Annotated in this window: 26 protein-coding genes; 18 read left to right on the top strand and 8 right to left on the bottom strand. The window is 63.6% G+C overall.

Annotated features, from left to right (window positions below; all coding sequences use genetic code 11):
• Positions 1 to 283 precede the first annotated feature (283 nt).
• Complete coding sequence (purN, locus tag C8C94_RS12010) at positions 284 to 865, top strand: phosphoribosylglycinamide formyltransferase (RefSeq protein WP_121420864.1); 582 nt, start codon at positions 284 to 286, stop codon at positions 863 to 865.
• A gap of 253 nt (positions 866 to 1,118) precedes the next feature.
• Here purN and xopAW read toward each other — a convergent pair whose 3' ends face one another.
• Positions 1,119 to 2,102, bottom strand: coding sequence for a XopAW family type III secretion system calcium-binding effector (gene xopAW / locus C8C94_RS12005; RefSeq protein ID WP_121420863.1), 984 nt, complete (start codon positions 2,100 to 2,102; stop codon positions 1,119 to 1,121).
• Positions 2,103 to 2,339: 237 nt separating this feature from the next.
• Here xopAW and C8C94_RS12000 point away from each other — a divergent pair, with 237 nt between their 5' ends.
• Together C8C94_RS12000 and C8C94_RS11995 are read left to right on the top strand one after the other, a co-directional pair.
• Entirely contained in the window at positions 2,340 to 3,068 is a 729-nt protein-coding gene (locus C8C94_RS12000) for a response regulator (RefSeq protein ID WP_121420862.1), read from the top strand.
• On the top strand, positions 3,056 to 4,171 hold the full coding sequence (locus tag C8C94_RS11995) for an ATP-binding protein (protein ID WP_121420861.1): 1,116 nt from the start codon (positions 3,056 to 3,058) through the stop codon (positions 4,169 to 4,171). The genes C8C94_RS12000 and C8C94_RS11995 overlap by 13 nt, the downstream gene beginning before the upstream one ends.
• Positions 4,172 to 4,182: 11 nt before the next feature.
• On the opposite strand, the gene C8C94_RS11990 is transcribed toward C8C94_RS11995, so the two are convergent.
• On the bottom strand, positions 4,183 to 4,437 hold the full coding sequence (locus tag C8C94_RS11990; protein ID WP_121420860.1) for a DUF1653 domain-containing protein: 255 nt from the start codon (positions 4,435 to 4,437) through the stop codon (positions 4,183 to 4,185).
• A gap of 68 nt (positions 4,438 to 4,505) precedes the next feature.
• Here C8C94_RS11990 and C8C94_RS11985 point away from each other — a divergent pair, with 68 nt between their 5' ends.
• The 3 genes from C8C94_RS11985 to C8C94_RS11975 all read left to right on the top strand — a co-directional run bounded on the left by C8C94_RS11985 (position 4,506) and on the right by C8C94_RS11975 (position 9,064).
• Positions 4,506 to 6,359, top strand: coding sequence for a M48 family metallopeptidase (locus C8C94_RS11985; protein WP_121420859.1), 1,854 nt, complete (start codon positions 4,506 to 4,508; stop codon positions 6,357 to 6,359).
• A gap of 81 nt (positions 6,360 to 6,440) precedes the next feature.
• Positions 6,441 to 7,715, top strand: coding sequence for an RsmB/NOP family class I SAM-dependent RNA methyltransferase (locus tag C8C94_RS11980; protein WP_121420858.1), 1,275 nt, complete (start codon positions 6,441 to 6,443; stop codon positions 7,713 to 7,715).
• 134 nt (positions 7,716 to 7,849) lie between these two features.
• Positions 7,850 to 9,064, top strand: a complete 1,215-nt coding sequence (locus C8C94_RS11975; RefSeq protein WP_121420857.1) for a fatty acid desaturase — start codon at positions 7,850 to 7,852, stop codon at positions 9,062 to 9,064.
• 62 nt (positions 9,065 to 9,126) lie between these two features.
• On the opposite strand, the gene C8C94_RS11970 is transcribed toward C8C94_RS11975, so the two are convergent.
• A complete protein-coding gene (locus C8C94_RS11970; protein WP_121420856.1) occupies positions 9,127 to 9,540 on the bottom strand; it encodes a hypothetical protein in 414 nt (137 codons plus the stop codon).
• A gap of 235 nt (positions 9,541 to 9,775) precedes the next feature.
• On the opposite strand from C8C94_RS11970, the gene C8C94_RS11965 reads away from it, so the two are divergent.
• Positions 9,776 to 11,281 carry a PLP-dependent aminotransferase family protein gene (locus C8C94_RS11965; protein WP_121420855.1) on the top strand — a complete coding sequence of 502 codons (1,506 nt, stop codon included), beginning with the start codon at positions 9,776 to 9,778 and terminating at the stop codon, positions 11,279 to 11,281.
• An 84-nt stretch (positions 11,282 to 11,365) separates the two neighbouring features.
• Here the strand turns inward: C8C94_RS11965 and rpmG are convergent, their stop codons facing one another.
• From rpmG to trxB, 3 genes are all read right to left on the bottom strand, one after another.
• Positions 11,366 to 11,536 carry a 50S ribosomal protein L33 gene (rpmG, locus tag C8C94_RS11960; RefSeq protein WP_008904999.1) on the bottom strand — a complete coding sequence of 57 codons (171 nt, stop codon included), beginning with the start codon at positions 11,534 to 11,536 and terminating at the stop codon, positions 11,366 to 11,368.
• A gap of 11 nt (positions 11,537 to 11,547) precedes the next feature.
• Positions 11,548 to 11,781: a 50S ribosomal protein L28 gene (gene rpmB / locus C8C94_RS11955; protein ID WP_007859763.1), complete on the bottom strand. Its 234-nt coding sequence runs from the start codon at positions 11,779 to 11,781 to the stop codon at positions 11,548 to 11,550.
• Positions 11,782 to 11,967: 186 nt separating this feature from the next.
• A complete protein-coding gene (gene trxB, locus C8C94_RS11950) occupies positions 11,968 to 12,921 on the bottom strand; it encodes a thioredoxin-disulfide reductase (protein WP_055403077.1) in 954 nt (317 codons plus the stop codon).
• A 191-nt stretch (positions 12,922 to 13,112) separates the two neighbouring features.
• Between trxB and C8C94_RS11945 the strand changes: the two genes are divergently transcribed.
• From C8C94_RS11945 to C8C94_RS11895, 11 genes are all read left to right on the top strand, one after another.
• Positions 13,113 to 13,790 carry a Crp/Fnr family transcriptional regulator gene (locus tag C8C94_RS11945; RefSeq protein ID WP_121420854.1) on the top strand — a complete coding sequence of 226 codons (678 nt, stop codon included), beginning with the start codon at positions 13,113 to 13,115 and terminating at the stop codon, positions 13,788 to 13,790.
• Positions 13,791 to 13,849: 59 nt separating this feature from the next.
• Positions 13,850 to 16,186: a DNA translocase FtsK gene (locus C8C94_RS11940; protein ID WP_121420853.1), complete on the top strand. Its 2,337-nt coding sequence runs from the start codon at positions 13,850 to 13,852 to the stop codon at positions 16,184 to 16,186.
• A gap of 46 nt (positions 16,187 to 16,232) precedes the next feature.
• Positions 16,233 to 16,865, top strand: a complete 633-nt coding sequence (lolA, locus tag C8C94_RS11935) for an outer membrane lipoprotein chaperone LolA (RefSeq protein WP_121422824.1) — start codon at positions 16,233 to 16,235, stop codon at positions 16,863 to 16,865.
• A gap of 94 nt (positions 16,866 to 16,959) precedes the next feature.
• Positions 16,960 to 18,312 carry a replication-associated recombination protein A gene (locus C8C94_RS11930; RefSeq protein ID WP_121420852.1) on the top strand — a complete coding sequence of 451 codons (1,353 nt, stop codon included), beginning with the start codon at positions 16,960 to 16,962 and terminating at the stop codon, positions 18,310 to 18,312.
• A gap of 313 nt (positions 18,313 to 18,625) precedes the next feature.
• Positions 18,626 to 19,555 carry a branched-chain amino acid ABC transporter permease gene (locus C8C94_RS11925; RefSeq protein ID WP_055403068.1) on the top strand — a complete coding sequence of 310 codons (930 nt, stop codon included), beginning with the start codon at positions 18,626 to 18,628 and terminating at the stop codon, positions 19,553 to 19,555.
• A 13-nt stretch (positions 19,556 to 19,568) separates the two neighbouring features.
• Positions 19,569 to 20,645 carry an ABC transporter ATP-binding protein gene (locus C8C94_RS11920; RefSeq protein ID WP_121422823.1) on the top strand — a complete coding sequence of 359 codons (1,077 nt, stop codon included), beginning with the start codon at positions 19,569 to 19,571 and terminating at the stop codon, positions 20,643 to 20,645.
• Between the two features lie 20 nt (positions 20,646 to 20,665).
• Positions 20,666 to 21,460, top strand: a complete 795-nt coding sequence (locus tag C8C94_RS11915) for an ABC transporter ATP-binding protein (protein ID WP_055403064.1) — start codon at positions 20,666 to 20,668, stop codon at positions 21,458 to 21,460.
• Between the two features lie 2 nt (positions 21,461 to 21,462).
• On the top strand, positions 21,463 to 22,191 hold the full coding sequence (locus C8C94_RS11910) for an ABC transporter ATP-binding protein (RefSeq protein ID WP_055403062.1): 729 nt from the start codon (positions 21,463 to 21,465) through the stop codon (positions 22,189 to 22,191).
• 220 nt (positions 22,192 to 22,411) lie between these two features.
• Entirely contained in the window at positions 22,412 to 22,774 is a 363-nt protein-coding gene (locus C8C94_RS11905; RefSeq protein WP_055403097.1) for a DMT family protein, read from the top strand.
• 148 nt (positions 22,775 to 22,922) lie between these two features.
• The gene (locus C8C94_RS11900; protein ID WP_055403060.1) at positions 22,923 to 23,570 is read left to right on the top strand and encodes a DUF47 domain-containing protein; all 648 of its coding nucleotides are present in this window, start codon (positions 22,923 to 22,925) and stop codon (positions 23,568 to 23,570) included.
• Positions 23,571 to 23,588: 18 nt separating this feature from the next.
• The gene (locus C8C94_RS11895) at positions 23,589 to 24,599 is read left to right on the top strand and encodes an inorganic phosphate transporter (RefSeq protein ID WP_055403058.1); all 1,011 of its coding nucleotides are present in this window, start codon (positions 23,589 to 23,591) and stop codon (positions 24,597 to 24,599) included.
• A 113-nt stretch (positions 24,600 to 24,712) separates the two neighbouring features.
• Here the strand turns inward: C8C94_RS11895 and C8C94_RS11890 are convergent, their stop codons facing one another.
• Together C8C94_RS11890 and C8C94_RS11885 are read right to left on the bottom strand one after the other, a co-directional pair.
• Positions 24,713 to 25,159, bottom strand: a complete 447-nt coding sequence (locus C8C94_RS11890) for a TM2 domain-containing protein (protein WP_055403056.1) — start codon at positions 25,157 to 25,159, stop codon at positions 24,713 to 24,715.
• A 106-nt stretch (positions 25,160 to 25,265) separates the two neighbouring features.
• Positions 25,266 to 25,787, bottom strand: a complete 522-nt coding sequence (locus C8C94_RS11885) for a GNAT family N-acetyltransferase (protein WP_121420851.1) — start codon at positions 25,785 to 25,787, stop codon at positions 25,266 to 25,268.
• Between the last annotated feature and the right edge of the window lie 101 nt (positions 25,788 to 25,888).

The raw sequence follows: 25,888 nt of genomic DNA, 5'->3' as shown, positions 1-25,888 counted from the left end.
GAGGAGGCTGTCGGGCTTGGGGTTGGCGCTGCGTTGTGCGACAGAGTATGCAGGCTAGGCGCCCAGCGCAAGCTGCACTGGCTGTGCAGCGAGCATGGGCAACGCCGCCTGCGTGCTCTGTCGCACAACCCTTCGGGCCGCCGCCTCGGACCGCCATGCTGCGTTGCGGGTTCGTTGTGTGGCTGGGCCACACGGCCTCACCCGCGCCTTGCCTGGCACCCCCAGGCGGTGGCGCAGAGCCAACCCCATGCTCGACAGCCTCCTAGATAATCCGTGGCAATTTATGAAGAACATCGTCATTCTGATCTCTGGCGGCGGCTCCAACATGGCCACCATCGTCCGGACTGCGCAGCAGGAGCACTGGGAGCAGCGCTACGGCGCCCGCGTCGCGGCCGTCATCAGCAACAAGCCCGATGCCGCCGGGCTGGTGTTTGCGCGGGAGCAGGGCATCGCCGCCGAGGCGCTGGACCACAAGGCCTTTGCCAGCCGCGAAGCATTTGACACGGAACTGGCCGCCACCATTGACCGCCACCAGCCCGCCCTGGTCGTGCTGGCCGGGTTCATGCGCATCCTCACCCCGGGTTTTGTGGCGCACTACGCGGGGCGGCTTATCAATATCCACCCCTCGCTGCTCCCCGCTTTTACCGGGCTGCACACGCACCAGCGCGCCATCGATGCAGGCTGCAAGTTTGCGGGCGTGACGGTGCACCAGGTGACGGCCGAGCTGGATGTGGGCCCCATCCTGGACCAGGCCGTGGTGCCGGTGCTGCCGGGCGACACGGCCGAGACGCTGGCGGCCCGGGTGCTGACGCAGGAGCACGTGATCTACCCCCGGGCCGTGCGGGCGCTGATTCAGGCCTTGTAGCCCACAGGCTGATCGGTTTGGGAGCGTCCGGCTTTCGCCCCCACAGGCCTTGGTGAGCTCAGGGGGTATATTTTGCTATTAAATTAGTAGCTAACTGCGCTTATCCATGAAGCGATAGAGCCTGTTTTTTTCATATTTTCTGCTGCCGGATGGTTCCGAGATCCCGGCGCACGCAGTTCGTCAACTGACGGGCGAATCGCACTGCGTGGCCAGAAAACCTGCGGCTGGTGGCAAGCCAGCCCCTTCCTTTTGATCAGGCCATTGCGCTCAGGCTACCGGTGCTGGCGGGCGAATTCCAGTCATTGGCCACCATTGCGTACTGCTGGCGCGCAAAGTCGGCCAGCCGCGCCAGGTCGTTGCGTTGGCTGGTGTCCGATGTCGATGCCTGGCTGGGGGGCTGCTGGAGCTGGCTGGTCAACTGGTCGATGAAAGTCCTGGATTCGCTGGCGCTGATGCTGGCGTCGCCATCGGTGTCGATGGCGTTGAACAGCGCGGTGATCGCGTCCTGCTCCACGCTGCTGGGGCTGCCAGCCAGCCGTTCTGTCAGCGAGACCTCACCATCCTTGTTGGTGTCCAGGGCGTCGTAGGTGGTGGTGCTGTCGGCGGAAGCACTTGCACCACCTGGGCCTCCGGGTGGCGGCGGCATGCCGCCCATGGCCTGCATGCCGCCGCCTGCTTCATCCGCCGCGCCGGAAGGGCGGCCCGCGTCGAATTCGGCTTCGGTCAGGCTGCCGTCGCCGTCCGCATCCAGGTGGCTGAACACGTCGTCACTGCTGACGCCCACTCGGCTCGCCGTGCCGCCCGACATCGCCTCCAGCAGGGCCTGCAGCTCGGTCTTGCTCACGGCGCCATCGCCGTCGCTGTCCACCTTGCCAAAGAGGTCGTCGCCCGCCTGGCCGGTGGCGGTGTCGCTGTCGCCCCGCGACTGGGCAAAAGCCATGGTGGACGGTGGCGGGGGCAACACGCTTTGCATCGTCTTGCCCAGCTCGTCGGCGTTGAGGTTGCCATCCCCATTGCTGTCGTACTGCTTGACCAGGTCTGCAGCGCTGGTCTGGCTGCTGACGCCGGTTTTTTGGGCCACATCGTCCAGAAGGCCCTGCAGTTCTGTGTCACTCACGCCGCCGTTGCCGTCGGCATCGATTTTGGACAGCAGCCGCTCCGGCGTGGGCGCCGGGCGTGATGCCCGCTGCACACTTGCACTGGACCAGGCACTGCTGACGCTACTGATGGTCGTCATCGTCGTTCCTTTCGCTCCAAGGGTGGGTCGGTGCCTGGTCCCCCAAAACGGAAGCCCTCAGCCATGGCCCGTAACCATTCTTGGTTGTGCGTGTCTCCGGGGTTTGTCTGCTTTGTACCAAGGTCGATACAAAGGGTGTCCACAAGGACCGAACAATGGCGGAAATGCCCGCCAGATCGTCGCCAGCGGTGGTTTGTAGCTGCCTAAACTTGGGTGTTCTTTTGCACGACAGAGCCCATGCAACACATCCTGGTGGTGGACGACGATGTGGAGATCACCACACTGCTCACCGAATACCTCGCCCGCTTTGGCCACGCCGCCCACGCGGCGTGTGATGCGGCGTCGATGCGCGCGCAGATGCTCGCGCACCCCATCGGCCTGGTGGTGCTGGATGTGATGCTGCCCGGCACCGACGGCATCACCCTGGCGCGGGAGCTGCGTGAACGCTCCCGGGTGCCGATCATCATGCTCACCGCCCGCGCAAACCCCTACGACTGCGTGCTGGGGCTGGAGATGGGGGCCGACGACTACATGGGCAAACCCTTCGAGCCGCGCGAGCTGGTGGCACGCATCCAGACCGTGCTGCGCCGCACGCGCGGCGAGAGTGCCCCGGCCCCCCAGGAGCCTGACGGGCTGGTGCGCTTTGATGGCTGGACCCTGCACAGCATCGAGCGGCACCTGGTATCCCCACAGGGTGTGGTGGTGCCGCTGTCGAACGCCGAATTTCGCCTGCTCTGCACCTTCTTGCGCATGCCGCGCCGCGTTTTCAGCCGCGACCAGCTCATGGAGCAGGCGCGAGGCCGGGCCATGGACGCATTCGAGCGCAGCATCGATCTGCTGGTCTCGCGCCTGCGCAGCAAGCTCTCGGACGACCCGCGCTCGCCCTCGATGATCCGCACTGTGCGGGGTGCTGGTTACGTGTTCAACGTGCAGTCGCTGCAGGGGCAGGTGGGATGGCCGCATTGATGGTTGCGCGATGGCCTGCGGCGCTGCAGCGCTGGCTGCCTGACACCCTTTTTGGCCGGCTCGCTCTGCTGCTTATCGTGGCCGTCATCGTGAGCCATGTGCTGGCGCTGACTTTGATGTTTGAACTGCGCCCCGCGCACCCCGGGCACCCGCCTGGCCCGCAGCCCCCCGGGGTGGCAGCCGATGGGCACACTTTGCCGTTGCCGCCGCCGGGTCCAGAGCAGGGCTTGTGGAATGCCCCGCCGTCGCTGCAACTGGGGCTGCTGCTCGACATCAGCGTGCGGCTGGCGGCGCTGGTGGCCGTGGCCTGGTGGGCGGCACGCTGGCTGTCGCGCCCCATGCACCGGCTCGCCACGGCGGCGCAAGAGTTGGGCCGCGATATCGACCGGCCCCCGCTGCCCGAGGACGGCACGCTGGAATGCCGCGACGCCAGCCGTGTGTTCAACCAGATGCAGGCGCGCATCCGACAGCAATTGGCCGAGCGCGACCGGTTTGTGGCGGCGGTGTCGCATGACCTGCGCACGCCGCTGACCCGGCTGCGCCTGCGCACCGAATGCCTGGACGATAGCCACGCCCAGCAGCTGTTTCGCCGCGACATTGCAGAGATGGACGCCATGATCGCCTCCACGCTGGACTACCTGCGCGGCGTGGCTGGCGCCGAGGCTTGGGTGCTGCTGGATGTGCAGGCCCTGGTGGACAGCATGGCCGACGACCAGCTCGCCATGGGCCATCGGGTCACGGTGGCGGGGCAGGCGGCCCCGCTGCGGGGGCAGGCCGTGGCGCTGCGGCGCTGTCTGGACAACCTGGTGGGCAACGCGATTCGCTACGGCGGCAGCGCCGAGGTCACGCTGCACGATGCGGTTGATGCGCTGACCATCGAGGTGCGTGACCATGGCCCGGGTTTGCCTGCCGAAGAGCTGGAGCGGGTCATGGAGCCGTTCTACCGCATCGAGTCCTCGCGCAACCGCCAGAGTGGCGGGGCCGGGCTGGGGCTCACCATTGCCAGCGATATAGTGCGGCGGCACGGAGGGAGGCTGGCCTTGCGCAATGCTGCGGGTGGTGGTTTGGTGGCAGCAGCCATTTTTCCGCGCACTGCGGCGTGAGCCCACCGGGCTCAGCCCGCTGGGGTTTCATCCCCGCATTTCTCAAACCGTGGCCGCATCACACCGTCAACGAGCACCTGCTCTTCAAACATGGCGGCGGGTCGCACCCACAGCCCACGCTGGCCATAGAGCGCGCGGTACAGCGTCATGGGCTCCAACGTTTCGCTGTGGCGCACGGTATCAATCACCTCGTAGAGCATGCCCTTGTAGTGGCGGTACAGGCCGGGCGGTGTGCGAATGAGTGCTGGCAGGTCGTCGTCGGTCATGGTGGTGGGTGTGGGGTCGTGAGTGGTTAGGATGGCGGTTGAAAACAACCCAAGAGTGAGGGAAGCCCGTGGATCAGGCAGATTTTGTGCATCTGGTGCGCATGAGCGAGCATGCCAGTGCTGACAACAGCCGCGCATACCGCCGCAGTGTGGCCGTGTTTGCGGCGCTGGGCTATGCCTGGGTGCTGGGGTGCCTGGGACTTGCCGCAGGCATTTTGCTGTGGGTGGTGCCGCAGATGTTGCAGGGGAAGTTTCGCTTTGCCATGGTGTGGCTGCTGCTGGGGGCTGCGGGCCTGCTGTGGGTCAGCCTGCGGGCGCTGTGGGTGCGTTTTGACGCGCCTGAGGGCGTGGAGATCACGGCGCTGGAGGCACCGGAGCTTTTTGAGGCGCTGGAGCGCATCCGCCGCAAGATCAAGGGCCCGCCCATCCACAAGGTCACCCTGAACGACGAGTTCAATGCGAGCATCCAGCAGCTGCCCAAGTACGGCCTGCTGGGTGGCGCCGTTAACCACCTGAGCATCGGGCTGCCTTTGCTGATGGCGTTGGACCGGCCGCGTTTTCTCGCCGTGCTGGCACACGAATACGGCCACTTGCGCGGCGACCATGGCCGGTTTGCGGCCTGGATCTATCGCACACGCCTGTCGTGGATGCGCCTGAACCACAGTCTGGCCGACGACGAAGGCCCGGTGGCCGCGGCCACGCAGGCGTTCATGCGCTGGTACTTTCCGCGCTTTTCGGCCAAGACGTTTGCGCTGGCCCGCCAGGACGAATACGAGGCCGACCGCATTGCGGGCAAGTTGCTGGGCCGTGATGTGACCGCCGCCGCCCTGGCCGAGATCGAGATCCGGGGCGCAGCGTTGCAGGCAGAGTTCTGGGGCAACCACTGGTGCGGTGCCGCTGGCAATCCGCTGCCGGTGGGGCCTTATCGCAGCATGCGTCGTTTCCTGGCCGAGGCCCCAGATGCCGCTTTTGCCAACGACGCACTGCGCCAAGCGCTCAAGCGCCTGAGCAGTGTGGACGACACCCACCCCGGCTTGCGGGACCGCATCGAAGCGCTGGATGCCACGCCCACACTGCCCGACTGGTCGCGTGGCAATGCCTTGACCCTGCTGGGCGATGAGGCCAAACGGTGGGTCAAACACTTCGACAAACAATGGTGCCGCGACAACGCTACGGAGTGGAAGCAGCACCACGCGTGGCTGGAACGTGTGCGCGCACGCGCCCAGGCGCTGCAGGCTTCCATCGCTCAGAACAGTGCGGCTGAGCTGGTGGAGCTGGCCCGCCTCAAGCGCCATCTGGACCCCCGTGCCGATGTGCGCGCCTTGTATGAGCTGGCGCTGGAGCGCAGCCCCGAGTACGCGCCCGCCCTGTGTGGACTGGTGCCTTGCCTGCCCGAGGACGATCGCGAAGGCAAGCTTCTGCTGCTGCACCGGGTGTGGGAAGCGGGCAGCAACGACCGCTACTGGGCCGCGCGCACCGCGCTGGCCGAGCTGGAAACTCCCCGCATGGGCATGGAGCATGATGCGGCGGCCTTCAAACAGTGGCGCAAGCGGCTGGAGCGCGCGCAGGAGTCCGAAGAGCGCGCCTGGGAAGAGCTGTCGGGCACCTCCTTCTTCAGCCAGATCACGCGTCACGACCTGAGCCCCTTCGAACTGGCCGAGCTGCAATCGGAACTGGCCCGCTGTGCGCCCCTTGCCCGCTGCTGGCTAGTGCGCAAGAACCTGCGCGAGCACCCGCAGCGCCGTGCGTACCTGATCTTTGTCGAGCTGCCGGGGATGGACGATGAAAGCCGTTACCACCTGTGCCGCGCCCTGGAGCGCAATCTGAGCCTTCCCGGCCCCGCGCTGGCGCTGTGGGCGGGTGAATCGCCCAGCCTGAAGGAGATTCAGCGCTATGCGTTTGATCCGGTCTACACGCGTTGACAAACCGAACGGATCGATGCGGATCGTTTGAAGGAGCCTTGTGGTTGGCTGTGGATCAGACCACAGTGGGACAATCGGGGGATGCATCCCAAAGTTCTTCTCGACGCCTGTGCCGAATTGGTCAGGCTCACCCTCACGTTTGAACACCCCGCCGATGCGGTGGTGTCACGATTCTTCCGCGATAACCGGGGCCTGGGCCCCCGCGAGCGGGCCACCCTGGCCGAAACGGTCTACACCGTGCTGCGCAAGAAGCTCCTGTTCGACCACATGGCGCCCTCGGGCTCGGGACCCAAGGAGCGCCGTCTGGCCATCCTGGGGTTTTACGGCCCGCGCGACTTCCTCAAGAGCGCACTGACCGACCAGGAAAAGAACTGGCTGGACCAGTGCGATGCGGTCACGGTCGATGACCTGATGGAGCGCCACCGTCACAACCTGCCCGAATGGCTGGTGAAGCCCCTCAAGGACCAGCTGGGCGACGGCTTCTGGCCGCTGGTGGAAAGCCTGGCGCAGAGCGCCCCGCTGGATTTGCGCGTCAATGCCCTCAAAGACAAGCGTGCCGACGTACAAAAGGAGCTCGCCAAGGCCGGTATCAAGGCCAGCCCCACGCCGTATTCGCCCTGGGGCCTGCGCATTGACGACAAGCCTGCGCTGACCAAGCTGGATGCGTTCACGCGCGGTGCCATCGAGGTGCAAGATGAAGGCTCGCAGTTGCTGGCCCTGCTGCTTGACGCCAAGCGCGGCGAGATGGTGGTGGATTTTTGCGCAGGTGCAGGTGGAAAGACCCTGGCCATCGGCGCGGGCATGCGCAGCACCGGGCGCCTGTATGCGTTTGATGTCTCGGCGCACCGCCTGGATGCTCTGAAACCGCGCCTGGCCCGCAGCGGCCTGTCGAACGTGCACCCCGCCGCCATTGCCCACGAGCGCGATGACCGCGTCAAGCGGCTGGCGGGCAAGATAGACCGCGTGCTGGTCGATGCTCCGTGCTCGGGCCTGGGGACTCTGCGGCGGAACCCGGACCTCAAATGGCGCCAGTCGCCCAAAGCCATCGAAGAGCTGGTGGCCAAACAGACCGCCATTCTGGACAGCGCAGCGCGCCTGCTCAAGTCCGGCGGCCGTCTGGTGTATGCCACCTGCAGCATCCTGCCGCAGGAAAACGAGGCCATCGCAGAGGCATTCAGCGCATCGCACCCGGACTTTGAACTGCTCGACGCGGGCGAACTGCTGGAGCAGCTCAAGGTGGAGGGGGCCAAGGCGCTGTGCAGCGGTGGTGAGTCGGGCAGTGGTTATTTGCGCCTGTGGCCCCATGTGCACCAAACGGATGGGTTCTTTGCCGCAATCTGGTCCAAAAAGGCCTGACTTGGCCTTCTAAAGGCGCTAAATCAGCGTAAATACCATGGATACCCCCGAACCTATTTCGCGGGTACCACTCTAAAATCAGGTAACCGGTCCGTTGGCGAACGGTTTCTCTGTAGAAGTAAGGCTTTCTGAATATGCTGTTACCCGATTGGGCTGTACTGAACGCTGCCATTGACTGGCTGGGCCATGGGTTGTGGAACCTGGCCTGGTGGCAGATCATTCTGTACACCCTGGCGACGACCCACATCACCATTGCGGCGGTCACGATTTTCCTGCACCGCGCGCAGGCGCACCGCGCGCTGGACTTGCACGCCATCCCTTCGCACTTTTTCCGCTTCTGGCTGTGGATCGGTACGGGCATGGTCACCAAGGAATGGGTCGCCATCCACCGCAAACACCACGCCAAGTGCGAAACCGTGGACGACCCCCACAGCCCCCAGACCCGTGGGCTGGACACCGTGATGTGGCGTGGCGCCGAGCTGTACCGCGCCGAGTCCAAGAACCAGGAGACGATGAAGAAGTTCGGCCACGGCACGCCCGATGACTGGATGGAGCGCAACGTCTACACCCGTTACGGCTGGCAGGGTGTGGGCCTCATGCTGATCCTGAACCTTGCACTGTTCGGCGCTCTGGGCGCCGCAGTGTGGGCGGTGCAGATGCTCTGGATTCCGTTCTGGGCGGCGGGGGTGGTCAACGGTGTGGGCCACTACTGGGGCTACCGCAACTTTGAGGCGCAGGATGCCAGCACCAACCTCTCGCCCTGGGGCATCATCATTGGCGGCGAAGAGCTGCATAACAACCATCACACCTATCCCACGTCGGCCAAGTTCTCGGTCAAGCCGTATGAGTTCGACATCGGCTGGGTCTACATCACGCTGATGAAGAAGATTGGCTGGGCCACGGTCAAGAAGGTGCCGCCCAAGCTGCAGTTGGGTGACGTCAAGCCTGTAGCCGATGAAAAGACGCTGGAGGCCCTGATTGCCAACCGCTATGAGGTGATGGCTGGCTATGCGCGTGGCGTGCGCCAGGCCTGCAAGGACGAAATCGCAGCGCTCAAGGCACGCAATGCCGATGCCTCGGTGCTCCAGGCCGCCAAGCGCTGGCTGCACCGTGATGCCGAGAAGGTGCCGGCCATCGCATTGCCGCAACTGGCCCAGGCCCGTGCTGCGCACCCCGCGCTCGACAAGATGGTCACCATGCGCGAAGAGCTGCGCCAGCTGTGGCTCAACACCTCGCAATCGCGCGAGCAGCTTACCGCGGACCTGCAAGCCTGGTGCCGCCGCGCGGAAGAAAGCGGTATAGCCGCCCTGCGTGAGTTCTCGCTACGGCTGCGTGCGGCGCAGGGCTGAAGCGGGCCGCGCATTGTCCAAGGCCTTGCCATCTGGCAAGGCCTTTTTCTTTGGTGCAGCGGTTACCGCATTGCGGGCACCTTGCCAAAAGCGCGGTTCTTTGCGGTTTTGTCCCGGCCTGCAAAGGCTGAGCGCAGCAGGTGCCGTACTTGGTGCCAAAGTCCCGGCCTGGGAGTGCCTTCGATCACCTGGATCTCAGAGCGGCAGTGCAGGGCGTTGCCCACCTGCACCCAGGCGGCCTTGGTGTTCCAGCCCTCGGGCAGATGTTCGCCCGCCCCAAGCCGCATTTGCGGCAGAGTGTGCAACGCGTGCCCGAAGTCTCGTGGAGCAAAGCGAAGTGACACCTCTCCCTGAGTGGTGTGCAGTGCGCTGCCGGGCGGCAGGCACAGCCACAGGCTCTGGCCGGGTGTGAGGCCCAAGGTGACTGCGGCCGATGGGGTGGTGGGCGGGATGGTGGTTGGATTGCGCTGTGGCATGGTGCGGGGCTCCTGAAGGAAGGGCTGCTGTGAGGCTGTAGCGTAAAAAAAGCAGCGTTGCTCCGGCAGGTACACGGCGGTGCAGGAACGGGTAGAACAGCGCAGATTACTGGCGTGCTGTTATGGTCCGATCTGTGCGTTCCTGTATCTGTACCCGCAGAGAGGGCTCGGGCACGATGCGCCTCTAGGCTTCTGAGCCTGCGCCACAGCTCGGCAGCAGTACCCCATACCCGCCATGTCACATTCTTCCGATTCGCGGGATGCCCCGCTCTACCGCCAACTGGCAGCTTTGTACGAACAGGCCATAGCCGCTGGCAGCCTGACGCCTGGCATGCGCATGCCGTCGGTGCGGGAGCTGTGCCAGCGGCACCAAGTGAGCCTGACCACCGCACTACAGGTGTTGCGGCATCTCGAATCCCTGGGCTGCGTGGAGGCGCGCGAGCGGGTGGGCTACTTTGTGCGGGAGCCGGGCGATGTGGCGTTGCCCCGGGCGCGCGAGCCCGAGTTGCACGAGCCGCTGGCCCACGACCCGCGGGTGTTTGCGGGCATCAACGAGCGCATTTCCGGTTTTCTCGAAAAAGCCCGCCGCGCAGGCCCGCTGCCGCTGGACTTGGGCAGCGCCATGCCCGCGCCAAGCCTGTTTGATGCGGCAGCGCTCAACCGCCTGGCCCACGGCCTGTTGCGCGAGCAACCCGACGTCCTGGTGTACGGCCCGTCCGCGCCCACCACCCACCCCGAATTCCAGCAGGCCATGGCCCGGCATGCGCTCACATTCGGCGTGTGTGTCGCGCCGGCCGATATTGGCGCAACGCTCGGCAACTCCGAAGCGGTGAACCTGGCGCTGGACGCCATCGCCGAGCCGGGCGACGTTATCGCCGTCGAATCGCCCACCTTCTTTGGCATCCTGCAGGCCATCGAGGTGCGCGGGCTGCGCGCGCTGGAGATCCCCTGCAGCCCGCACACGGGCATGTCGCTTGAAGCCCTGGAACTGGCTGCGCGCAACGAGCCACGGCTCAAGGGTGTCGTGGTGGTCCCCCACCTGCAGATGCCGCAGGGCAGCGTGATGCCCGATGCGCACAAGGAGCGACTGGTGGCTCTGTGCGTGGAGCATGGCTTAGCCCTCATCGAGGACGACATCTACCGGGAGTTCGTGGAGTCGCCGCACGTGCTGCGGCCCGCCAAGGCCTGGGACCGGCAGGGCGATGCCGGGCAGGTGATCTATTGCGCATCGCTCAGCAAGAGCTTTGCTCCCGGCTTGCGCCAGGGCTGGATGAGCGCGGGGCGCTGGCAGGCCCGTGTGCAGATGATCAAGTTCGCTCGCACGCGCAACATGCAGACCTGGTCGCAGCTGCTAGCGGCGCGCAGTGTGGACTCTCCGGCCTACGAGCGCCACATGCGCCGCATGCGGGCGCAGCTGCGCATCCAGCGAGAACAGGCGGCGAGGGCCGTAGCGCGCTACTTTCCCATGGGCACACGCCTGAGCCTGCCGCCGGGTGGCCTGAGCCTGTGGCTGGAACTGCCGGTCGGCATCTCTTCCACGCGCCTGTACGACGAGGCGCTGCAAAACGGTATCCGTGTGGCCCCGGGCCCCATGTTCTCCAACACCGGGCGGTATGAGCACTTCTTGCGGCTGAGCTGTGGGATGCCGTTCACGGCCGAAGTGGAGGCGGGCTACCGCAGGCTGGGCGCCTTGCTGGCTGCACAGATGGCCGAGTTGCCCGTGCCGCGCAAGGTTGCTTGAGCAAAGAGTCTGGGTGAAAGGTCTGCGCAGCAGGCATAAAAAAACCGCCCTGGACGGGCGGTTTTTTTGAGGGAACGGGCCGAATTACTTGAGCTTCATTTCCTTGTATTCCACATGCTTGCGAGCTTTTGGATCAAATTTCATGATCAGCATTTTCTCGGGCATGGTCTTCTTGTTCTTGGTCGTGGTGTAGAAGTGGCCGGTACCCGCAGTGGATTCCAGCTTGATCTTGTCGCGTCCGCCTTTGCTTGCCATGGTGCTTCTCCTTAAGCCTGACCACGTGCGCGCAGGTCTGCGAGCACCGAGTCGATACCGTTCTTGTCGATCAAACGCAGGGCAGCGCTCGAAACGCGCAGGCGAACCCAGCGATTTTCGGTCTCGACCCAGAAACGGCGGTATTGCAGGTTCGGCAGGAACCGGCGCTTGGTTTTGTTGTTGGCGTGGGAAACGTTGTTCCCGACCATGGGCTTCTTGCCCGTTACGTCGCAGACGCGTGCCATGAGGACACTCCGATACTTTTTAACGGCCGTTCGCTGGGCCCTGGGCTTGTTTGCTCAGGTTGGCTTGCGGCCTCACCTCGCCAGAAAGGGTGGCGGTAACCCGATTGATTTGCCTGTTTCGGATGACCGCAAAAACGGGCCGAATTCAGCAAAGCCGCAGATTATAGCCTGCTGCCCAGTTTTTCATCAAGACTCTTGTTCCAGGAAGCGCTGGGCGTCCAGTGCAGCCATGCAGCCCGTGCCTGCGCTGGTGATCGCTTGGCGGTACACATGGTCCTGCACATCGCCTGCGGCAAACACGCCGGGCACGCTGGTCTGGGTGGCAAAACCCTTGAGCCCACCCTGGGTGATGATGTAGCCGTTCTCCATCTCCAGCTGGCCCTGGAAGATCTCGGTGTTGGGCGCGTGGCCGATGGCGATGAAGCAGCCCTGCAGCTTGATGTCTTCCGTGCTTCCGTCCTTGGTGCTCTTGATGCGGATGCCCGTCACGCCCGTGTTGTCGCCCAGCACTTCGTCGAGCGTGTGAAACAGCTTGAGCTCAATCTTGCCGGCCGCGACCTTTTCGTTGAGCTTGTCCACCAGGATGGGCTCGGCCTTGAACTTGTCGCGTCGGTGCACCAGGGTGACCTTGCGGGCGATGTTCGACAGGTACAGCGCTTCTTCTACCGCCGTATTGCCGCCACCGACCACGCAGACGTCCTGCTCGCGGTAGAAGAAGCCGTCGCAGGTGGCGCAGCCCGACACACCCTTGCCCATGAAGGCCTCTTCCGAAGGCAGGCCCAGGTACTTGGCCGATGCGCCAGTGGCCAGGATCAGCGCATCGCAGGTGTAGGTGCCGCTGTCGCCGGTGAGGGTGAAGGGGCGCTGGCTGAAATCGACCTTGTTGATGTGGTCAAAGATGATCTGGGTCTTGAAGCGCTCGGCGTGCTCCAGAAAGCGCTGCATCAGCTCCGGCCCCTGCACGCCATGCACGTCGGCCGGCCAGTTGTCCACCTCGGTCGTGGTCATCAGCTGGCCACCCTGGGCCATGCCGGTGATGAGCACCGGGTTCAGGTTGGCGCGGGCCGCATAGACGGCCGCCGTGTAGCCCGCAGGGCCCGAGCCGAGAATCAGAACTTTCGCGTGTTGGGTGGTGGACATGGTAAAAGCCTGTGTTTTGCGCCTGCTACATGCGGCGCTGTTGGGGAAGCTGGGGGTTGAGCTGGCAAGTATCAACCGTGCACCGCTCACGCGAGCGGTCCCTTTTTCAATCACGGCGATTGTAAGAACCCATTGATACCCCTTGCACAACCCGTGCGGCTCCGGTTGGGTCGCTCTAGAGAGGAGTTTTCATGTCGACGATGTTGTCCAACCTGGACCTGCTGCGCCGGGTGCCCTTGTTTTCGCTGCTCACGGTGGCCCAGGCCGAGGTGATCAGTGGTGCGGTGATCAAGCGCCGCTTCAAGCGTGGCGAGGCGCTGGTGGAGCAAGGGCAAAAATCCAACGCCCTGTTCATCCTGCTCACGGGGCGCGCCCGCGTGATGACATCGGACAGCCGGGGGCGTGAGGTGATTTTGGCTACCCTCGCGCAGGGCGACTACCTCGGCGAGATGAGCATCATCGACAACGAACCCCACTCGGCCACGGTGCGTGCCGAGGTGCAGACCGATGTGCTCATGCTCGGGCGCGCAGAGTTCGCGCGTTGCCTCACAGAGAACGCCTCCATGTCGCTGGTGGTGATGCGGGGGCTGGTCAAGCGCCTGCGCCATGCCGACCGCAAGATTGAGTCACTGGCGTTGCTGGATGTGTATGGGCGTGTGGCCCATGCCCTGCTGGACTTTGCGGTGCCCGATCCTCAGGGCCAGTTGGTGATCAAAGACAAAATCTCCCGGCAGGACCTGGCCAAGATGGTGGGCGCCTCCCGCGAGATGGTCAGCCGCGTGATGAAAGATTTGGAAGAGCGTGGCTTTATCGAGGCATTGCCCAGTGGCGCCACTGTGCTCAAGGACCGATTGAACGCGTTGAGTTAGCAACGCTTCAGCCCGGGTGTCATGCCCGGGGGCTTGCGGTAAGCTCGCCCGGCACGCTTATGACCTATTCCCTCAATACCCTGAATGCATCGGCTGCGGCGAAGTCGCCGCCGCGTACGGGCGCTGCCCGTTTTGGCCACGAAATTGGCCTGATGGTGGGGCTGCTGGCCCTGGTTTTCTGGTTGCTGGCCCTGCTGAGCTATTCCGCGCAGGATGCCGCTTGGTCCACCTCGGGCGCCCGGGGTGGGCGTTTGGTCGCCAACTGGGCAGGCCGGTTTGGTGCGTGGCTGGCCGATGGCAGCTACTTTGCACTGGGTTTTTCGGTGTGGTGGTGTGTGGCGGCCGGTGTGCGGGCCTGGTTGTCGTCGCTGGCGCGGTGGATGCGCGGCGGCGAATCGGCCCCGGGCGCGGTAAGCCCGATGCGCAGGCGGGCCATGTTCTGGGTGGGGCTGGTGGTGCTGATGTGTGCCAGCACTGCGCTGGAGTGGTCGCGCCTGTACCGGTTTGAAGCGTTCCTGCCGGGGCATGCTGGTGGCGTGCTGGGCTACATCACGGGGCCTGCCAGTGTGAAGTGGCTGGGTTTTACGGGCTCGGGCCTGCTGGCGATCGTGCTGGCTGTGCTGGGGGCGGCGCTGGTGTTCCGTTTCTCCTGGGGCCATGTCGCGGAAATTGTGGGAGGGCGCATCGACGCATTGGTGCAGTCGCGCCTGGCCAAGCGCGAAGTGGCCAAGGATGTGGCTGTGGGCCGCAAGGCCGCGCGCGAGCGTGAAGTGGTGGTGCTCGAGGAACGCACCGAGAGCGAGGTGCACCACCCCCAACCGATCCAGATCATCGAACCCGTGCTGGTAGACGTGCCGCAGAGCACCCGCGTGGTGAAGGAGCGCCAGAAGCCGCTGTTCACCGAGATGCCCGACAGCAAGCTGCCACTGGTGGACCTGCTCGATGGCCCGCTGCAGCGCCAGGAAACCGTGGCGCCCGAGACGCTGGAGATGACCAGCCGCCTTATCGAGAAAAAACTCAAGGACTTTGGCGTGGAAGTACGCGTGGTCGCGGCCATGCCCGGACCGGTTATCACGCGCTACGAAATCGAGCCCGCCACCGGCGTGAAGGGCTCGCAGATCGTGGGCCTGGCCAAGGACTTGGCGCGTTCGCTGAGCCTGGTGTCGATCCGCGTGGTGGAGACCATCCCCGGCAAGAACTTCATGGCGCTGGAGCTGCCCAACGCCAAGCGGCAGTCCATCCGCCTGTCCGAAATCCTAGGCTCGCAGGTTTACCACGAGGCCAAGAGCATGCTCACCATGGGCCTGGGCAAGGACATCGTGGGCAACCCGGTGGTGGCGGACCTTGCCAAGATGCCGCACGTGCTGGTGGCGGGTACCACGGGCTCAGGCAAGTCGGTGGGGATCAACGCGATGATCCTCTCGCTCCTGTACAAGGCCGAGGCACGCGATGTGCGCCTCTTGATGATCGACCCCAAGATGCTGGAAATGTCGGTCTACGAAGGTATTCCGCACCTGCTGGCGCCCGTGGTCACCGACATGAAACAGGCCGCGCACGGCCTGAACTGGTGCGTGGCCGAGATGGAGCGGCGCTACAAGCTCATGTCCAAGCTGGGCGTGCGCAACCTCGCGGGCTACAACGTCAAGATCGATGAAGCCAAGGCGCGCGAAGAGTTCATCTACAACCCCTTCAGCCTGACGCCCGAAGAGCCCGAGCCGCTGCAGCGCCTGCCGCACATCGTGGTCATCATTGATGAGCTGGCCGACCTGATGATGGTGGTGGGCAAGAAGATCGAAGAGCTGATCGCCCGCCTGGCGCAGAAGGCGCGTGCGGCCGGCATCCACCTGATCCTGGCCACGCAGCGCCCCAGTGTGGATGTGATCACGGGCCTGATCAAGGCCAACATTCCCACCCGCATCGCGTTCTCCGTGGGCTCCAAGATCGACAGCCGCACCATCCTCGACCAGATGGGCGCAGAAGCCCTGCTGGGCATGGGCGACATGCTCTACATGGCCAGCGGCACGGGCCTGCCGATCCGGGTGCATGGCGCCTTTGTGTCGGACGAAGAAGTACACCGTGTCGTCAGTTATCTCAAGGAACAAGGGGAGCCGGACTACATAGAAGGCGTGCTCGAAGGTGGAACTGTGGATGGCGAGGGTGATCTGTCAGGGGAGGGCGGTGGTGGCGAAGGGGGCGAGAAGGACCCCATGTACGACCAGGCCGTCGAAGTGGTGCTCAAGGACCGCAAGGCCAGCATCTCGTACGTGCAGCGCAAGCTGCGCATTGGCTACAACCGCTCGGCGCGGCTGCTGGAAGACATGGAAAAGGCGGGCCTTGTGAGTGGCCTGACCACCAGCGGCCAGCGCGAAGTGCTGGTTCCCGCGCGCAGCGAATGACAAGGGCAGGGCGATGAGCCCAGCCCGTGCCCCACAGGAGTTCCTTTTGAAAAAGACCGTTACTGCAATTTTGATAGCTGCCAGCGCAACGCTGGCCAGCGCTGATGGCTTGAAAAGCCTTGAATCGTTCATGAAGGGCGCACAAACGGGCAAGGCGGATTTCACGCAGACCGTGACTTCGCCCCCCAAGGACGGCCAGACCGCGCGCACCAAGACATCAAGCGGCAGTTTTGAATTCCAGCGCCCCGGGCGTTTCAAGTTCGTCTACAAGAAACCCTTCGAGCAGACCATCGTGGCCGATGGCCAGACCCTGTGGCTGTACGACGTGGACCTGAACCAGGTCACCCAGCGTTCGCAGTCACAGGCGCTGGGCAGCACGCCCGCCGCGCTGCTCGCATCGGCCCCCGACCTGTCGGCGCTCAAGGCCGAGTTCACGCTCGAAGCAGCGCCTGAGCAGGATGGCCTGCAGTGGGTGCTGGCCAGCCCCAAGACCAAGGATGGCCAGCTCAAGAGCGTGCGCGTGGGTTTTGCGGGTGAGCAACTGGCGGCCCTCGATATTCTGGACAGCTTTGGCCAGCGCTCCCTGATTCGTTTCACTGGCATGCAGGCCAACGCAGCGCTGCCCGCCAGCACCTTCCAGTTCAAGCCGCCCGCTGGAGCGGATGTGGTGAAACAGTAAGTTGCTGCGAAAAAGATAGCTGTCAGCGTTTATCAGATAAGCACTAGAGGCCAATTTGGCTTAAAAACCAGCGTGATGTAGACAGGATACGAACATGGCAGCACGCAGTGCCTCCGCAGCACCTTCCCAGGCCCACCCCTCGGCCCACCAGCCCCTGGCCGAGCGCCTGCGGCCCCGCACGCTGGGCGAGGTGATCGGGCAGCAGCATGTGCTGGGCCCGGGCATGCCGCTGCGGCTCGCGTTCGAATCGGGCCGCCCGCACAGCTGCATCCTCTGGGGCCCGCCGGGTGTGGGCAAGACGACCATCGCGCGGCTCATGGCCGATGCCTTTGACGCGCAGTTCATCAGCATCAGTGCCGTGCTGGGCGGGGTCAAGGACATCCGGGAAGCGGTCGAACGTGCCGAGGCCGCGCGTGATGGTCTGATGCAGCAGCGCACGATCGTCTTTGTGGATGAAGTGCACCGCTTCAACAAGAGCCAGCAAGATGCCTTCTTGCCGCATGTGGAGAGCGGGTTGTTTACCTTCATTGGTGCGACCACCGAAAACCCGTCGTTCGAGGTGAACTCGGCGCTGCTATCCCGCGCCGCCGTGTACGTGCTGCAGCCGCTGTCCGAACAGGATTTGAAGCAAATAGTGGCTCTGGCGCAGGCGGAGAAAGCGCTACCAGATATCGAAGATGTAGCAATTGATCGACTGGTGGCCTATGCCGATGGCGATGCCCGCAGATTGCTCAACACACTCGAAACCCTGGCCATGGCGGCCACGCAAGAGAAGCTGTCCGAGATCACCGACGCCTGGCTGCTCAAGGTGCTGGGCGAGCGCATGCGCCGCTATGACAAGGGCGGCGAGCAGTTCTACGACACCATCAGCGCGCTGCACAAGTCGGTGCGCGGCTCCGACCCCGATGCCGCGCTGTACTGGCTGGTGCGCATGCTCGACGGCGGTGCCGACCCGCGCTACATGGCGCGCCGCCTGGTGCGCATGGCCAGCGAGGACATCGGCCTGGCCGACCCGCGTGCGCTGCGCCTCGCGCTGGACGCGACCGAGGTGTACGAGCGCCTGGGCAGCCCCGAGGGTGAGCTGGCCCTGGCCGAATGTGTGGTGTACCTGGCCGTGGCGCCCAAGTCCAACGCGGTCTACAAGGCCTACAACGCAGCCCGCGCCTGGGTGAAGCAGGACGGCACCCGCCCCGTGCCCATGCACCTGCGCAACGCACCAACACAGCTCATGAAACAGCTCGACTACGGCAAGGGCTACCGCTACGCGCACGACGAAGAGGGCGGCTTCGCCGCAGGCGAAAACTACCTGCCCGAGGGCATGCCGGAGCCCGGTTTTTACGCGCCGGTGGAGCGTGGGCTCGAAATCAAGATTGCACAGAAATTGCGTGAGCTGCGTGCGCGCAATGTTTCGGCCGATCTGGAGGATGGGCCGGACGAAAAGTCCTGAACCTCTGCCCGTGGGAGCCGCACCCCGCGTCATGCTGATTTGGCATGAGGCTGGTAATAAGTTCGCACATCAATTTTCCTGCTTGCATCATGTGAGCTTATGGATTGCGTTGCCCGCTGATGTGCCGCCAACCCGAGGGAAAACCCCGCCCGGCTTGGTGGGGGCCGCTTGTGACTACTCGCTACAATCCCGTCCACAAACCCGCACAGCTGCACTTCTGGCGGGTTTTTTGCTAGATGGCAGTCGGGCCCACAAGGCTGTACCGATTCCGGTGCCAAAGCGGTGGGTACGTTACAAACGAAGGACTTCTCTTATGGACATTTTGCTGCAACAGATCATCAACGGTCTGGTACTCGGCAGCATGTACGCCTTGATAGCCTTGGGCTACACGATGGTGTACGGCATTATTCAGCTGATCAATTTCGCCCACGGCGAAGTGCTCATGATTGGGGCTCTGACCAGTTGGAGCTGTATAGGAATGATGCAGGCTGCAATGCCTGGCGCCCCGGGCTGGCTCATCCTGCTGCTGGCCACGCTCATTGCCTGCGTGGTTGCCGCAACGCTCAATTTTGTGATCGAGAAGGTGGCCTACCGCCCTCTGCGCAACAGTCCTCGACTCGCCCCCCTGATCACCGCCATCGGCATGTCGATCCTGCTGCAGACGCTGGCCATGATCATCTGGAAGCCCAACTACAAGCCCTATCCCACGATGTTGCCCAGCGCGCCGTTCGAGGTGGGTGGCGCTTACATCACCCCCACACAGATCCTGATCCTGGGCGTGACCGCTGTTGCCCTGGCCTCGCTGGTGTACCTGGTGAACCACACCAACCTGGGCCGCGCGATGCGCGCCACGGCTGAGAACCCCCGCGTTGCTTCCCTGATGGGCGTCAAGCCCGACATGGTGATTTCCGCCACCTTCATCATCGGCGCCATTCTGGCCGCCGTGGCCGGCATCATGTATGCCTCCAACTACGGCACGGCGCAGCACACCATGGGCTTCCTGCCGGGCCTCAAGGCCTTCACGGCGGCGGTGTTCGGCGGCATTGGCAACCTGGCCGGTGCCGTGGTGGGCGGCATTTTGCTGGGTCTCATCGAAGCCATCGGCTCGGGCTACATCGGCACGCTCACGGGCGGTCTGCTGGGTAGCCACTACACCGACATCTTTGCGTTCATCGTGCTCATCATCATCCTGACGCTGCGTCCTTCGGGCCTGCTGGGTGAGCGTGTGGCCGATCGCGCCTGAGGAGCCTCACACCATGAAGAACACCAAAACCAACTGGATCCTCGGCGCCGTCGCGCTGCTGGTGCTGCCGCTGATCCTGCAATCCTTCGGCAACGCCTGGGTGCGCATTGCCGACCTGGCGCTGCTGTATGTGCTGCTGGCCCTGGGCCTGAACATCGTGGTGGGCTACGCCGGCTTGCTGGACCTGGGCTACGTGGCGTTCTACGCCGTGGGTGCCTACCTGTTTGCCTTGATGGCCTCGCCGCACCTTGCGGACAACTTTGCGGCATTTGCCGCCATGTTCCCCAACGGCTTGCACACCTCGCTGTGGCTGGTGATACCGGTGGCGGCGTTACTGGCGGCGTTCTTCGGAGCGCTTCTGGGGGCGCCCACGCTCAAGTTGCGCGGGGACTACCTGGCCATCGTGACCTTGGGCTTCGGCGAAATCATCCGTATCTTCCTGAACAACCTGGACCACCCCGTCAACCTGACCAACGGCCCCAAGGGCCTGGGCCAGATCGACTCGGTCAAGATTTTTGGTCTGGACCTGGGCAAGCGCCTGGAGGTGTTCGGCTTTGATATCAGCTCCGTCACGCTGTACTACTACCTGTTCCTGGTTCTGGTGGTGGTCTCCATCGTTATTTGCTATCGCCTGCAGGACTCACGCATCGGCCGCGCCTGGATGGCCATCCGTGAAGACGAAATCGCCGCCAAGGCCATGGGCATCAACACCCGCAACATGAAGCTGCTGGCCTTCGGCATGGGCGCTTCGTTTGGCGGCGTATCGGGTGCGATGTTCGGTGCGTTCCAGGGCTTTGTGTCGCCCGAGTCGTTCAGCCTGATGGAGTCGGTCATGATCGTCGCCATGGTGGTGCTGGGCGGTATCGGCCACATTCCCGGCGTGATCCTGGGTGCCGTGCTGCTGTCGGCCTTGCCCGAAGTGCTGCGCTACGTGGCAGGCCCGCTGCAGGCCATGACGGACGGCCGTCTGGACTCCGCCATCCTGCGCCAGCTGCTGATCGCACTGGCCATGATCATCATCATGCTGATGCGTCCCCGTGGTCTGTGGCCAGCGCCCGACCATGGCAAGAGCCTCACGCAGAAGACCTGAACACCGCAGAAAGTTAGAACATGGCAGAGAACATTCAGAAATCAGCCAGCGACGTGGTGCTGCGGGTTGCAGGTATTTCCAAGCGTTTTGGTGGCCTGCAAGCCCTCTCCGACGTGGGCATCACCATCGAGCGTGGCCAGGTCTATGGCCTGATCGGTCCCAACGGCGCGGGCAAGACCACGTTCTTCAACGTGATCACCGGCCTGTACACCCCCGACAGCGGCACCTTTGAGCTCGCCGGCAAGCCTTACGAGCCCACGGCCGTGCATGAAGTGGCCAAGGCGGGCATTGCCCGCACCTTCCAGAACATCCGCCTGTTTGCAGAAATGACGGCGCTGGAAAATGTAATGGTGGGCCGCCACATCCGCACCAAGTCCGGCCTGCTGGGGGCGGTGCTGCGCACCAAAGGCTTCAAGGAAGAAGAGCTGGCCATTGCCAAGCGCGCGCAGGAACTGCTCGACTACGTGGGCATCGGCAAGTTCGCCGACTACAAGGCGCGTACCCTCTCCTACGGCGACCAACGCCGCCTGGAGATCGCCCGGGCCCTGGCCACCGATCCGCAACTGATTGCGCTGGACGAGCCCGCAGCCGGCATGAACGCCACCGAAAAGGTGCTGCTGCGCGAGCTGATCGACCGCATCCGCAACGACAACCGCACCATCTTGCTCATCGAGCACGACGTGAAGCTGGTGATGGGCCTGTGCGACCGCGTGACGGTGCTCGACTACGGCAAGCAGATCGCCGAAGGTACGCCTGCCACCGTGCAGAAGAACGAAAAAGTGATTGAGGCCTATCTGGGCACCGGAGGACATTGAGAATGGCCGAAAAATCCAACAAGGTACTGCTGCAGGTCAAGGGCCTGAAAGTGGCCTACGGCGGTATCCAGGCCGTGAAGGGCGTGGACTTTGAAGTGCGCGAGGGGGAATTGGTTTCGCTGATTGGCTCCAACGGCGCTGGCAAGACCACCACCATGAAGGCCATCACCGGCACCCTGGGCATGAACGATGGCGACATCCATTACCTGGGTGAAAGCATCAAGGGCAAAGGCGCGTGGGATCTGGTGAAGAAGGGCCTTGTGATGGTGCCGGAAGGCCGGGGCGTGTTCGCCCGCATGACCATCACCGAGAACCTGCAGATGGGCGCCTACACGCGCCGCGATAAGGCAGGCATCCTGGCCGACATCGAAAAGATGTTCACCATCTTCCCGCGCCTGCGCGAGCGCAAGGACCAACTGGCCGGAACCATGTCGGGCGGTGAGCAGCAGATGCTGGCCATGGGCCGTGCGCTGATGAGCCAGCCCAAGGTGCTGCTGCTGGACGAGCCCTCCATGGGTCTGTCGCCCATCATGGTGGACAAGATCTTTGAAGTGGTGCGCGATGTGTACGCCCTGGGCGTCACCATTTTGCTGGTGGAGCAGAACGCGAGCCGGGCGCTGGCAATTGCCGACCGTGGCTACGTGATGGAGTCCGGCCTGATCACCATGGCCGGCCCCGGCCAGGAACTCTTGAACGATCCCAAGGTGCGCGCCGCCTACCTGGGCGAATAAGGCAACACCCATGCCCGGCCCGCCCTGCGTGGGGCAGGCGCATGGTGCGTCGCACAAGGCACTGCCACACGGCGGTGCTTTTTTTTTGGCGCAGGCGTTGGCGTTTGTATGAAGTGATTGCTATATTTTCTATAGCTTATGGCGGATGTGTATCAAGCGCCAGATGCCAATTTTGTTCATAATTTGCACCCATCCCGCCACCACCTGTCGCCGCATGTCGATGTCCGCTCTGCAATCCTTGCCCGTATCACTCCAGACCGTGTTGCTGCTGATTGCCAGCAACGTTTTCATGACCTTCGCCTGGTACGGGCACCTCAAGAACCTGGCCACGTCACCCTGGTACACCGCAGCGCTGGTGAGTTGGGGCATTGCATTGTTCGAGTACCTGCTGCAGGTGCCCGCCAACCGGATCGGGTTTACCCAGTTCAACGTGGGGCAGCTCAAGATCATGCAGGAGGTGATCACGCTGGCGGTGTTCGTGCCGTTCGCGGTGTTCTACATGGGCCAGCCCCTGAAGTGGGACTACCTCTGGGCAGGCCTGTGCCTGGTGGGGGCTGTGTATTTCATTTTCCGCAGTGCCTGATGAATGGTGCGTGTTGCCCGGTATCCGCGCCGGGCGCCCGTGGCTGCGGGTGAGGGCGGCCGGTTAAACTCGCCTGTCACTTAAAAGTCATGGTTTTGTCATGGCTTTGTCTCATTTTCAAAAAATCGATACCGATCCAGGAGCCTCCATGCTGTTTGCCAAGCTGTTGCCACGCGAAGGCAATTTTTTCGAAATGTTCAACCAGCATGCAGACCGCATCGTCGAGGCGGCCCGGGCTTTCTCGCAACTGGTGGCCAACTACAGCGACCCGCACCTGCGCGACAAATACAACCAGGATGTGGACAACGCCGAGCGTGCTGCTGACCGCGTGACGCACGAGGTGAACAAGGCCATCCACAAGACCTTCATCACCCCTATCGACCGCGAGCAGATCCACACGCTGATCAACACCATGGACGATGTGGCCGACCTGATTCAGGACTCTGCCGAGACCATGGCGCTGTACGACGTGCGCCACATGACGGAAGAGATCACCCGCCTGACCGACCTGAGCCTCAAGTGCTGCGAACGCCTGCGTGATGCCGTCAAGTTGCTCGACAAGATCGCCGATCCGGCCGTGGCTGAAGCCGCGCTCAAGACCTGCGAAGAGATCGACAAGCTCGAATCCGACGCCGACCGCGTGATGCGCAGCGCCATGAGCAAGCTCTTCCGTGAAGAGCCCGATGTGCGCGAGGTGATCAAGCTCAAGGCCATCTACGAGCTGCTGGAGACCATCACCGACAAGTGCGAGGACGTGGCCAATTGCATCGAGGGCATCGTCCTCGAAAACTCCTGATCCGGCAGGCTGACCAGTATGGAAACCGTACAAACGGCCCTCTGGGTTGTGGTTCTGCTCGTGGCACTGGCGATCCTGTTCGATTTCATGAACGGGTTCCATGACGCTGCCAATTCGATTGCCACGGTGGTGTCCACCGGCGTGCTCAAGCCCGCACAGGCGGTGCTGTTCGCCGCGTTCTTCAACTTTGTAGCGATCTTTGTCTTCCACCTGAGCGTGGCCGCCACGGTGGGCAAGGGCATCGTTCAGCCCGGCATCGTGGACACCCATGTGGTGTTCGGTGCCTTGGTGGGCGCCATCACCTGGAACGTCATCACCTGGTACTACGGCATCCCCAGCAGCTCATCGCATGCGCTCATCGGCGGCATCGTGGGGGCGGTGATCGCCAAGGCGGGTGCCAGCGCGCTGATCTCCACCGGCATCCTCAAGACCGTGGCGTTCATCTTCGTTTCGCCCTTGCTCGGCTTCCTGCTGGGCTCTCTCATGATGGTGGCTGTGGCGCACATCTTTCGGCGAACGCGGCCAAGCCGGGTGGACAAATGGTTCCGGCGCCTGCAGCTCGTGTCCGCAGGGGCCTACAGCCTGGGTCACGGGGGCAACGATGCGCAAAAGACCATCGGCATCATCTGGCTGCTGCTGATTGCCACAGGGTATTCGTCGGCAAGCGATGCTTCGCCACCCACCTGGACGATTGTCAGCTGCTACGTGGCTATCGGCCTGGGAACCATGTTCGGCGGCTGGCGCATCGTGAAAACCATGGGCCAGAAGATCACCAAGCTCAAGCCCGTGGGCGGCTTCTGTGCCGAGACGGGCGGGGCGCTGACCCTGTTCCTGGCAACAACGCTGGGTATTCCGGTGTCCACCACCCACACCATCACAGGCGCCATCGTGGGCGTGGGCTCCACGCAGCGCGCCAGCGCAGTGCGCTGGGGCGTGGCAGGCAATATCGTCTGGGCGTGGATCTTGACCATCCCCGCCAGTGCGTTTGTGGCTGCCGTGGCGTACTGGATCAGTCTGCAGATATTCTGAATGCCCTGATTCCTGATTTGCTATTGAATATATAGCTGATCAGGCAATATGGAAAAGCGCTAACGCCCCATTTGAATGTGAATTCAATGGGGCGTTCGCTTGGTGGGTGTCGGTCACTGCGAGATCTTGCGAGCTTCCTCGATCTGGTACTCGAAGTACCGTTGGAAGCTGAACGCGAGGCTGGCCATCAGCACCGCCGTGCCCACCAACAGCGATACCACGATGGCGCCGATGGTGATCCATTGGGTTCTGCCCGCCGGGGCGTCGGGTGCGGCCGTGGGGTTGTAGCGCGCGTTCCACGCCTCGGGCGTCTTGAGTGCAAACAGGATGGCTTGCAAGGCGCAGCCCGCAATCGTGAAGCCCAGCAAAGGAATCAACATCCAGCTGGTGTGGTCGTCCTGGCCGAGCTGTTGCACGCGCTGGATGCCGTAGATACCGAGGGCCGTCGGTATCGGGAGCAGCCAGCCCAGCATGTCGGTGATCCCGTGCAGGTAAAAGCGGTGAAGGCCTAGCGGCCCGCCCACGAAGGCAAGCCATGCCGCCAAAGTTTTGTTTTTCATGGGGCATTATTCATCGTCGGGCCGCCCCAAGATGAACAAATGGTCTCCAAGGGGGCCGCTTCGGAGGGCTGCGCTCTGCGCTGCGGGGCGAGCATGGGGGCCGTTTTCATTCGGGCGATGTGGTGTCGCCCGCGCCCAGGGTTTTCTCCATGAGCACGATGTCGCGCCAGGCGCCGAACTTCCATCCCACCGAACGCATGACACCCACGTCGGTGAAGCCCAGCGCCCGGTGCACACCGATCGAGCCCGCGTTGGCCGAGTCGCCAATCACGGCCAGCAGCTTGCGTACCCCAGCTGCTTCGGCCTGGGCCGCCAGCTCGGCCAGCAGCTTGCGGCCCAGGCCCATGCCACGGGCGCTGTCGGCCACGTAGATCGAGTCCTCGGCAGAGAACCGGTAGGCTGGACGGGGCTTGAACCAGTTGGCATAGGCAAAGCCCAGCACCTGGCCGTCCTTTTCGGCCACCAGCCAGGGCAGGCCTCGGGCCAGTACGTCGGCACGGCGGCCTGCCATGTCGGCTTCAGATGGTGGATCGATCTCGAAGGTACCTGTACCGTGAAGCACATGGTGTTGGTAAATGGCCGTGATGGCGGGAATATCGCTGTCGGTGCTGGAACGAATTTTGGGCATGGAAGAGGGAAATGGATATAATCGCGGGCTTTGCAGCGTGTCGCTGGCCGGGTGGCCATGTCGCGTGTCTCAAGCGTTGCGAATATGGTTGCGAACACAGT

The sequence above is a fragment of the Acidovorax sp. 94 genome (assembly GCF_003634645.1).
GTDB classification, from domain to species: domain Bacteria; phylum Pseudomonadota; class Gammaproteobacteria; order Burkholderiales; family Burkholderiaceae_C; genus Acidovorax; species Acidovorax facilis.
This window is presented reverse-complemented; position numbering and strand designations above follow the sequence as displayed.

Excerpts from the sequence above, each read along its gene's own strand:
- purN (WP_121420864.1), top strand. The coding sequence starts at position 284 with ATGAAGAACATCGTCATTCTGATCTCTGGCGGCGGCTCCAACATGGCC.
- xopAW (WP_121420863.1), bottom strand. The coding sequence starts at position 2,102 with ATGACGACCATCAGTAGCGTCAGCAGTGCCTGGTCCAGTGCAAGTGTG.
- C8C94_RS12000 (WP_121420862.1), top strand. The coding sequence starts at position 2,340 with ATGCAACACATCCTGGTGGTGGACGACGATGTGGAGATCACCACACTG.
- C8C94_RS11995 (WP_121420861.1), top strand. The coding sequence starts at position 3,056 with ATGGCCGCATTGATGGTTGCGCGATGGCCTGCGGCGCTGCAGCGCTGG.
- C8C94_RS11990 (WP_121420860.1), bottom strand. The coding sequence starts at position 4,437 with ATGACCGACGACGACCTGCCAGCACTCATTCGCACACCGCCCGGCCTG.
- C8C94_RS11980 (WP_121420858.1), top strand. The coding sequence starts at position 6,441 with ATGCATCCCAAAGTTCTTCTCGACGCCTGTGCCGAATTGGTCAGGCTC.
- C8C94_RS11975 (WP_121420857.1), top strand. The coding sequence starts at position 7,850 with ATGCTGTTACCCGATTGGGCTGTACTGAACGCTGCCATTGACTGGCTG.
- C8C94_RS11970 (WP_121420856.1), bottom strand. The coding sequence starts at position 9,540 with ATGCCACAGCGCAATCCAACCACCATCCCGCCCACCACCCCATCGGCC.
- C8C94_RS11965 (WP_121420855.1), top strand. The coding sequence starts at position 9,776 with ATGTCACATTCTTCCGATTCGCGGGATGCCCCGCTCTACCGCCAACTG.
- rpmG (WP_008904999.1), bottom strand. The coding sequence starts at position 11,536 with ATGGCAAGCAAAGGCGGACGCGACAAGATCAAGCTGGAATCCACTGCG.
- rpmB (WP_007859763.1), bottom strand. The coding sequence starts at position 11,781 with ATGGCACGCGTCTGCGACGTAACGGGCAAGAAGCCCATGGTCGGGAAC.
- trxB (WP_055403077.1), bottom strand. The coding sequence starts at position 12,921 with ATGTCCACCACCCAACACGCGAAAGTTCTGATTCTCGGCTCGGGCCCT.
- C8C94_RS11945 (WP_121420854.1), top strand. The coding sequence starts at position 13,113 with ATGTCGACGATGTTGTCCAACCTGGACCTGCTGCGCCGGGTGCCCTTG.
- C8C94_RS11940 (WP_121420853.1), top strand. The coding sequence starts at position 13,850 with ATGACCTATTCCCTCAATACCCTGAATGCATCGGCTGCGGCGAAGTCG.
- C8C94_RS11930 (WP_121420852.1), top strand. The coding sequence starts at position 16,960 with ATGGCAGCACGCAGTGCCTCCGCAGCACCTTCCCAGGCCCACCCCTCG.
- C8C94_RS11925 (WP_055403068.1), top strand. The coding sequence starts at position 18,626 with ATGGACATTTTGCTGCAACAGATCATCAACGGTCTGGTACTCGGCAGC.
- C8C94_RS11920 (WP_121422823.1), top strand. The coding sequence starts at position 19,569 with ATGAAGAACACCAAAACCAACTGGATCCTCGGCGCCGTCGCGCTGCTG.
- C8C94_RS11915 (WP_055403064.1), top strand. The coding sequence starts at position 20,666 with ATGGCAGAGAACATTCAGAAATCAGCCAGCGACGTGGTGCTGCGGGTT.
- C8C94_RS11910 (WP_055403062.1), top strand. The coding sequence starts at position 21,463 with ATGGCCGAAAAATCCAACAAGGTACTGCTGCAGGTCAAGGGCCTGAAA.
- C8C94_RS11905 (WP_055403097.1), top strand. The coding sequence starts at position 22,412 with ATGTCCGCTCTGCAATCCTTGCCCGTATCACTCCAGACCGTGTTGCTG.
- C8C94_RS11900 (WP_055403060.1), top strand. The coding sequence starts at position 22,923 with ATGCTGTTTGCCAAGCTGTTGCCACGCGAAGGCAATTTTTTCGAAATG.
- C8C94_RS11895 (WP_055403058.1), top strand. The coding sequence starts at position 23,589 with ATGGAAACCGTACAAACGGCCCTCTGGGTTGTGGTTCTGCTCGTGGCA.
- C8C94_RS11890 (WP_055403056.1), bottom strand. The coding sequence starts at position 25,159 with ATGAAAAACAAAACTTTGGCGGCATGGCTTGCCTTCGTGGGCGGGCCG.
- C8C94_RS11885 (WP_121420851.1), bottom strand. The coding sequence starts at position 25,787 with ATGCCCAAAATTCGTTCCAGCACCGACAGCGATATTCCCGCCATCACG.